Genomic DNA, 8,102 nt, shown 5'->3' with positions numbered 1-8,102 from the left:
GTTGCGCGAGCCGAGCTCGACGGTGCGCTCGGTGGGTTCGCCGTCGACCACGTAGACCACGGTGCGGTCCTCGCGTTCGAACACGGCCTCGAGCGGGACGCTCAGCGCGTCGTCGTGGCGTTCGACCTCGACCTCGCACTGCACGCTCATGCCGGGACGCAGCCGGTCGTCGTGATCGGTCAGGAGGATCTCGACGTCGAAGGTCTTGGTGCTCTCGCCGCGTTCCTGGCGGGCGAGCGTGGCCACGCGCGACACCTCGCCGTCCAGTCGCAGACCGTCGAGGGCGTCGACGGCCACCACCGCCGGCTGGCCCACCGCCACGCGGTTCACGTCGACCTCGTCGACCTTCGTGCGCACCATCATCGCGTCGAGATCGGGGATCTCGATCAGTTCCTGCCCCGGCCACGGCGTGTCGCCGATCGCGACTTTTCCGCGGCCGCCGGACTTCCAGATGGTCTCGTAGACCACCAGCCCACCGATCGGGGCGGTGAGCGTCTGCCGCTCGAGCGCCTCCTGCGCGCGGGTCACCGCGGTGCGAGCCTGCTCGACCTCGATCTCGGCGGTACGGATGTTCGCGGCATCGACGGCGCGCTGGCTCTCGATGCGTTCGCGCGCCTCCTGCAGCGAGAGTTCGGCCTTGCGCAGTTCGAGTTCCTGTTCGCGCCGGCGGGCCTCGGCCTCGTACTGCATCTGCTCGTAGCGCAGCTTCGCCTGCTCGTGGGTGTACTCCTGGAGCTTGAGCTGGCTCTCGATCTCGGCCAGGCGCGAGGCGGCCTGCGCGCGCGTGGCCGCCAGCTTCGCCCGGGCGTTCTCGAGTTCGGCGCGGCGCTGTTCGAGCTGCCGCTCCGCCTCGGCGGTGTCGAACTGCAGGAGGAAGTCGCCCTCTTCGACGATCGTGCCCTCGGGGACCATCTCGACGATCGCGCTCTGCCGTCCGCCCTCCCGCGGGCGCGACACCGTGCGCGACTCCACGGCCGCCAGCTCTCCGCGCGAGGACACGGTCACGACGAAGGTGCCGCGCTCGACCTCGACGGTGGGCAGCGTGCGGGTCTCGCAACCGGCGAGCAGCGCCGCGGTCAGCAGCAGGAAGGGAATCGCTCTCATGCGTCGTCTCCGGTGAGCGGGGCGAAGGGGCGAAGACCGGACGGCGTCCGGAGTTCCGTTCCCGGAGGCGGACCCTCGAGCAGTTCGACCCACAGCGGCGTGACCAGTCCCACGCGGACGGGCTCGACGGTTCCGTCGGCACGGACGACCACGACCTCGTCGCCACGGCGGGCGAGCGCGGCCCGTGGTACGCGCAACACGTCGTCGCGGCGAGCGGTGACGATCTCGGCGCGGGCGGACATGCCGGGACGCAGGCGCGGATCGCTGCCCTCGAGCGTGACCACCACGTCGAAGCGCTGGATCCGCGAGCCGCGGCGGGCCGCACTCGACAGCTCCGCGATGCTCGAGACGGCTCCCGGGAGCTCGAGGTCGCCGAAGGCGTCGAAGCCCACGCGCACGGGTTGCCCCTCGCGCAGGTGGACCCGGTCGATCTCGTGCACGGCGAGTTCGACCTGCAGTTCGCCGAGGTCGGGCAGACGGACGACGACCGTTCCGGCCGACACCTCGTCGCCCTCGCGCACCTTGCGCTCGTCGTCGGTCTCGCCGTGGATCACCAGCCCGTTGCTCGGGGCGAGCAGCACCATGCGCTCGATCTGCTCGCGTTCGCGCTCGAGGTTCGCGCGCGCCTGCACGAGGCCGGTCTGCAGCTGCACCAGGTCGAGCGAATCGAGCGTGGCCTGGGCCTCGAGCTTGGCCGCGGCCTCGGAGCGTTGCAGCTCGGCCCGTGCGAGGTCCAGCGAGGCCGCCTCGCGCTCGGTCTCGGCCGCGAACTCCATGCGCTCCAGCCGAAGTTCGGCCTGTTCGGCCGCGAATTCCGCGCTGCGGACCTGACTGCGCAGGCTGGCCATGGTCTGCTGCTGGCCGGCGCGGCGCGCGGCGATCTCGGCACGTCGGCGCTCCACCTCGGATTCGGCCGTGCGGATCTCCTCGAGGATCGTCGTGGTGTCGAAGCGCACGAGCGTGTCGCCGGCGGCGACCCGGGTGCCCTCGGTGGCGAGCTCGACGATCAGGGCCTCGGCCCGCCAGTCCCCCGGGGCGACCAGGTCGCGGGAGCGCACCGCCTGGACGTCACCCGCCTCCACGAGCACGCGCTCGACCGGTCCACGCTCCACCCGCAGCGTCCGGGCCGGGGCCGCGGTCGAGATCACGACGAGGCAGAGCAGGGGGAGGAGAAGGCGCACGGGGTCCTCCGGGGCGTTGCGGCGGGTCCGTGCATGGTCCCACCGCGCAGGAAGCGCGGCAAGCGCGAGGGACGAGCGGATCACGAACTTCGGTGGAACCCCCTTGACGCGACGCGCGTAGATGCCAAGAATTCAGCAGTGCTGATTTTCTGGCATCGCCCCGCCGTGTCCCGAGCCCAGGAGCCCCGCATGGTGCGCAGACCCGATTCCGCCCCGCTCGCCGCGCTCAGCCGCCGCGAGCGGCAGATCATGGACATCCTGTTCCGTCTGGAACACGCCACCGCGGCCGAGGTTCGCGAGAACCTGCCCGATCCGCCCAGCTACTCGGCGGTGCGTTCGCACCTGCGCATCCTCGAGGAGAAGGGCCACGCGACCCACCGGCGCGACGGACAGCGCTACGTGTTCTCGCCCACCGTGCCGCGCGAGAGGGCCGCCCGCAGCGCCCTGCACGGCGTGCTCGAGAACTTCTTCGGTAATTCCCGCGAGCAGGTGGTCGCCACGCTGCTCGACCTCGACTCGACGGACCTGTCCGACGAGGAACTCGATCGCCTGGCCGACCTGATCGACCGGGCCCGCGAGGAGGGACGCTGATGATCGGTGCACTCGACGTGCAGACCCTGGCGGAGAACTGGGGCGTGCTGCTGCTGTCCGTGTCGCTGAAGGCCCTCGTCCTGCTGGTCCTCGCAGTCGCCGGAGCGCGCGTCCTGCGCCGCGCGGCGGCGTCGACCCGTCACCTGCTGTGGACGGCCGCGGTCGTGGGGCTGCTCTGCCTGCCGGTGCTCGAAGTGGCCCTGCCCGGCTGGTCGATCGACGGGATCGGCGTGCCCGCGCGCGATGCGTCGACCCAGGAGGTCGCGGCGACGCCGTGGCCGGGTCCGACCGACCCCTTGCCCGTAGAGGTCACTCCGGCGCGGCTCCACTTCGTCCCGGACACGATCTCGTTCCCCGACCCCACCGCGACGGCCGATCCGGCGCCCGGTCTCGTCGAGCGCGTGCTCGAGCCGGTGCGCGCGTGGTCGCCGTGGGTGTGGGCACTGTTGCTCTGGGAATGCGGGGTCCTGCTCGTCGCCGGGCGGCTGCTCGTCGGTCGGTGGCAGGTCCGCGCGCTGGAACGCCGGAGCCGTGTGGTCGACGACCCCACGTGGCGGGATCTGGCCGCCCGCGCGGCCGACGAGGTCGGCCTGCGGCGGGTTCCCCCGCTGCTGACGACCCGGGCGTCACTCACCCCGCTGACCTGGGGAATCACCCGCCCGAAGGTCCTGTTGCCAGCCGACGCGAACACGTGGTCCACCGAGCGTCGCCTCGACGTGCTGCGCCACGAGTTCGCCCACGTGCAACGCCGCGACGTCCTGACGCAGGTCCTGGCCCAGATCGGCTGCGCGCTCTTCTGGTTCCATCCCCTGCCGTGGATCACCGCCGCGCGGATGCGTCTGGAGCGCGAACGCGCCTGTGACGACCGCGTGCTCCTGGCCGGTTCGCGCGCGTCGACCTACGCCGGACACCTGCTCGACATGGCGCGGACGCTGCGGGCCGATTCGCGGCTGGCCACGGCCAGCATCGGGATGGCGCGGCGCAGCGAGCTGGGCGAACGCATGGATTCGCTGCTCGACGACGGGCCACGGTCGCGGCGGACCGCGCGAACGGCCCGACTCGCGCTCGTGGGCCTCGCACTGTTCCTGCTGGTGCCTCTCGCGATGCTCGAGCCCGATGCCCTCGAAGCCGCCCCGCCGGATCCTCCGCGCGCCGTGGAGGTCGAGGGCCCCTTCGCCGTGGAGGCGCCGGCGCCGCGTGCGCCCCTGGCACCCACCGTCGCCGGTCGCGTGCTCGTCCGCGGCGATCGCATGGACCTCCGCGTCCGCGACCACGTGCTCTTCGAGAGCGGCGGCGACGAACTCGAGGTCGTCACGCGCCACGGCGAATGGACCTACCGCCGGGACGACTTCGAACTCGAGGTGCAGATGGACGGCCGGCTGCGCTTCGCCGACGACGAGAGCGACGTCGAGCTCCTCGACGACGGCTCGTACTTCGATCTGCGGGCCGAGCGCGACGGCGAGCGCCACCGCATGGAGATCGAGCGCGACCGCGACGGTCGGGTGGAGCGGACGTACTTCGAGAACGGCCGCTCCACGGAGGTGGACGACGACGCCCGGGCGTGGTTCTCCGAGGCCCTGAGCACCTTCATGGTGCAGGCCGGCATCGGGACCGACGCCCGCATCGGCCGCTGGCTCGACGAAGGAGGCGTGGGCACCGCCGTGGGCCGGATCGAAGCCCTCGAGTCCGACCATGCCGCGGCTCGGCACTGGTCGGCGCTGCTCCGGCACCCGTCGTTGTCGGACGAGGACCGCGAGCGCGTGCTCGCCGAGATCCCCCGCTCGATCGACAGCGACTTCGAGAAGGCACGCGTGGTGACCGACAACCTGGAGCTGCTGCTGGCCGACCCCGATCTGGGCGACGGCGTGGCCGGGCTGATCGGTTCGCTCGACAGCGACTTCGAGCGCGGGCGCGCCCTGCGCATGGCCATCGAACTCGGCGATCTGGATCCGTCGGTGCTGTCGCGGTTGCTCGTCCTGACCGACGACCTCGACAGTGATTTCGAGAAGGCGCGCGTGCTCGCCCTGATGTCCCGGGACGACCTCCGCGACGGACGTCTGGAAGGTTCCTTCTTCGAAGTCGCCGACGGCATGGACAGCGACTTCGAGAAGACACGCGTGCTCGTCGACGCCCTTCCGCTGGCACTGGACGACCCCGACGCCCGCGCCGAGATGTGGCGGACGATCGAGGACATCGACAGTGACTTCGAGAAGGCACGACTCGTCGCCGCCCTCGCGCCACGACTCGGCGACGACGAGACCATGGTGATCGAGGCCCTCGACGTGGTCGCGATGATCGACAGCGACTTCGAGAAGGCCCGTGCATTGCGCGCCTTCGTCGACGCCGCGGCCGGTTCGGAGCCGGTGCGCGAGGCCTTCCTGCGCACCGCCGAGACGATCGACAGCGACCACGAGTACGGCCGGGTGGTGCGGGAGTTGAGCCGGGCCGGGCGGTGATCCGCCGTCCGTCCCGCGCCGTCATCGGGCCCCCGATCTGCGATTCGGGGGCCCGTCGTCTCGTGCATCGAGTAGGATCGCCTTTTACGTCTGCTTGACGGTTCGCTCCGCGAACCGGCCGTACGCTTCCGTCCGGGAAGACCCGGCTCCCGGCCGTCCGCCGTCCGAGGCCCCATGCGCATCCTCGTCGTCGAAGACGAACCGACCCTCCGCGAGGGACTCGTCGACCTGCTCGAGAGCGAGGGGCACGACGTGACCGATGCCGCCGACGGCGAGGCCGCCGTGCGGACCGGACTCGACACCGACTTCGACCTCGTCGTCCTCGATCTCATGCTGCCGCGCCTCGACGGATGGGAGGTGTGTCGTCGACTGCGCGAGGTGCGACCGCAGATGGGGATCCTGATGCTGACCGCGCGGGGCGACGAGGCCGACAAGGTGCGCGGCCTGCGGCACGGGGCCGACGACTACGTGACCAAGCCCTTCGGTACCCAGGAGCTGCTGGCCCGGATCGAATCGCTCGGCCGACGCCTGGCGGTGGAAGCGACGCCGGAGCGTCTGGAGGCCGACGGAGCCGTCTTCGACCTGGGCCGCTGCGTCGTCGAGCGCGACGGCAGGACCGAGACCCTGACCGCCCGTGAGGCGAACCTGATCCGGCTGCTGCACCGCCAGCGGCGCCGTGCCGTGAGCCGGGCCGAGCTGCTCGAACACGTGTGGAACGCGCCCGGAGACCTTCAGACCCGCACGGTCGACATGTGCGTGGCCAACCTGCGCCAGAAGATCGAGCGCGATCCCCGCCAGCCGTCGATCGTGGTCACCGTGAAGGGTGTGGGATACGCGTGGGGAGACCAGGACTGACGTCCACCCCCGGAGAGCGGACCATGAGCATCGTCCATCGCCCCCGCCGGACCTGGCTCGCGATCACGCTCGTGTTCGTGGCCGTCGCGGCGCCGTGCACCGCCTGGTACGTGGTGGGCCAGGCGAGTGCCGAACGCGAGGCGGCTTCGATCCGCGCGCGCCCGGTGGAGCGGGGCCACTCCGTCGCCCGCGCGCTGAGCGATCGTCTCGTCGGCCGCCTCGAGGCCATGCGCGACAGCGAGTCGCAGCGACCGCCCTATCACTTCCACGCCACCTACCACGACCCCACGTCGAACTGTCAGTGCGCCGGGAGCACGCCGTCACCGCTGGCCACCGGACCGCGCGATCCCTTCGTCGACGTGTACTTCCAGATCGATCCGCGCGGCCGGCTGAGCGTGCCCGTCCTCGGTGACCTGGGCGAGATCGTGCCCGACGCCGATCGTCTGCAGCGGGCCGGCGAGAGGCGCGAAGTCCTGGGGCCCCACGCCGACGATCTGCAACGCATGGCGCGCAGCGGGCGGGATCCGTTGCCGCCGTCGCGCTCGGCGGTCGCCTCGCTGGATCCGACCTACGACGGTCGGCTACTCGTCGAAACCGAATCGTTCCAGTGGCACGGTCTCGAGGACGGACTCGCCGAACCGCTGCTCGTGGCCCTGCGCCGCGTGGGCGACGACGGTGCCGTGCAGGGCTTCGTGCTGTCGCCGCAGGCCGTGCACGACTGGCTGCGATCCGCCGAGCTCCCGGCCGTGCTGCGTCCCTTCACCGGCGGGACCGAGGACTCCGTCGCGGTGGCCGAGGTGCCCCTCGACTGCACCACGTGGGAGATCGCCGTCGACGTGAGCGGTCCCGTGGCCCTGGCCGGCGTCGACGCCGCACGCGTGGAGACGGACTTCTACCGCTCCTTCGCGATCGGATCGGCCGCTGCCCTGATCGCCGCGATCAGCGTGGTCGTCCTGCTGCTCAACGCCGAGCGCGTCGCCCGCGAACGCTCGCGCTTCGCCGCGGCCGCCGCCCACGAACTGCGCACGCCCCTGGCCGGCCTGCGCATGTACGGCGAGATGCTCGGAGGAGTGGCCGACGACCCCGACCGCTCGCAACGCTACGCCCGGCGCATCGCCGCCGAGAGCGAGAGGCTGTCCCGCGTGGTGACCAACGTCCTCGACTTCACCCGCCTCGAGCGCGGCGACCGCGGCGTGCGCATGCGCGAAGGGGATCTGGCCGCGACCCTGCGCGAGGTCGCCTCCCGGCTGGGCCCTGCCCTCGAGAGCCACGGCGCGACCCTCGAGGTCGACGTGCCCGAGACACTGCCGTCGGCTCGCTTCGATCCCGACGCCGTCGAACACATCGTGACCAACCTGATCGACAACGCCGAGAAGTACTCCCGTTCCTCCGACGACCGCCGCGTCCACCTCTCCGCAGTGGCCAATGGATCGCGTGTCCATCTGTCCGTGCGCGACCACGGCCCCGGCATCCCCGACGACGTGGCCCGCTCGTTGTTCGAACCCTTCCGCCGCGGCGACGACGAGGACCAACCGGCCGGACTCGGTCTCGGTCTCGCCCTCGTCGACCGTCTCGCCCGTGCCCACGGGTCCGAGGTCGAGTGGGAGAACCGGGAGGACGGTGGAGCGAGGTTCCGCGTGGGGTTCGAGCGCGTGGAGTGACGTCGGGGTTGGTTCGGTCGCGGCTGGGTCCGGTTCTGCGGTGGTCGGATTCACTCGGCGTCCTGCACCGCGCGGTCCGAACGCTGTCCTGCGCGTTCTTCGATGGTCGAGGCCGACATTCGTTTCGCTCACTTCCGCGGTGGAAGTCGCTCGATGGCGATCTCGTCGCCGATGCTCACCGTGGTTTCCGGTGCGGAAGTGGAAGCTCTGTGGGGATCGAGGATCGTGGTCGTGGAAGTGGTCGGATGATCGCT

At 71.4% G+C, this 8,102-nt stretch carries 6 protein-coding genes; 4 read left to right on the top strand and 2 right to left on the bottom strand.

From position 1 onward, the window contains the following. Positions 1 to 1,104: efflux RND transporter periplasmic adaptor subunit (locus VKA86_09505; protein HKK71440.1), on the bottom strand; the 1,104-nt coding region annotated here is incomplete at its 3' end. Continuing rightward, complete coding sequence (locus VKA86_09500) at positions 1,101 to 2,285, bottom strand: efflux RND transporter periplasmic adaptor subunit (GenBank protein HKK71439.1); 1,185 nt, start codon at positions 2,283 to 2,285, stop codon at positions 1,101 to 1,103. The genes VKA86_09500 and VKA86_09505, both read right to left, overlap by 4 nt. A 189-nt stretch (positions 2,286 to 2,474) precedes the next feature. Here VKA86_09500 and VKA86_09495 point away from each other — a divergent pair, with 189 nt between their 5' ends. The 4 genes from VKA86_09495 to VKA86_09480 all read left to right on the top strand — a co-directional run bounded on the left by VKA86_09495 (position 2,475) and on the right by VKA86_09480 (position 7,848). After that, positions 2,475 to 2,876: a BlaI/MecI/CopY family transcriptional regulator gene (locus tag VKA86_09495; protein ID HKK71438.1), complete on the top strand. Its 402-nt coding sequence runs from the start codon at positions 2,475 to 2,477 to the stop codon at positions 2,874 to 2,876. Then, positions 2,876 to 5,332 carry a M56 family metallopeptidase gene (locus VKA86_09490; GenBank protein HKK71437.1) on the top strand — a complete coding sequence of 819 codons (2,457 nt, stop codon included), beginning with the start codon at positions 2,876 to 2,878 and terminating at the stop codon, positions 5,330 to 5,332. The genes VKA86_09495 and VKA86_09490 overlap by 1 nt, the downstream gene beginning before the upstream one ends. A gap of 174 nt (positions 5,333 to 5,506) precedes the next feature. After that, complete coding sequence (locus VKA86_09485; protein ID HKK71436.1) at positions 5,507 to 6,187, top strand: response regulator transcription factor; 681 nt, start codon at positions 5,507 to 5,509, stop codon at positions 6,185 to 6,187. Positions 6,188 to 6,210: 23 nt separating this feature from the next. Then, entirely contained in the window at positions 6,211 to 7,848 is a 1,638-nt protein-coding gene (locus VKA86_09480; protein HKK71435.1) for a HAMP domain-containing sensor histidine kinase, read from the top strand. Positions 7,849 to 8,102 lie beyond the last annotated feature (254 nt).

This window comes from Candidatus Krumholzibacteriia bacterium (assembly GCA_035268685.1).
Taxonomy (GTDB): Bacteria; Krumholzibacteriota; Krumholzibacteriia; order JAJRXK01; family JAJRXK01; genus JAJRXK01.
Note: the sequence above shows the minus strand (reverse complement) of the source record. Positions and strands in the feature narration are given on the sequence as shown.

Coding starts and splice junctions, on each gene's coding strand:
- VKA86_09495 (HKK71438.1), top strand. CDS start 2,475: ATGGTGCGCAGACCCGATTCCGCCCCGCTCGCCGCGCTCAGCCGCCGC.
- VKA86_09490 (HKK71437.1), top strand. CDS start 2,876: ATGATCGGTGCACTCGACGTGCAGACCCTGGCGGAGAACTGGGGCGTG.
- VKA86_09485 (HKK71436.1), top strand. CDS start 5,507: ATGCGCATCCTCGTCGTCGAAGACGAACCGACCCTCCGCGAGGGACTC.
- VKA86_09480 (HKK71435.1), top strand. CDS start 6,211: ATGAGCATCGTCCATCGCCCCCGCCGGACCTGGCTCGCGATCACGCTC.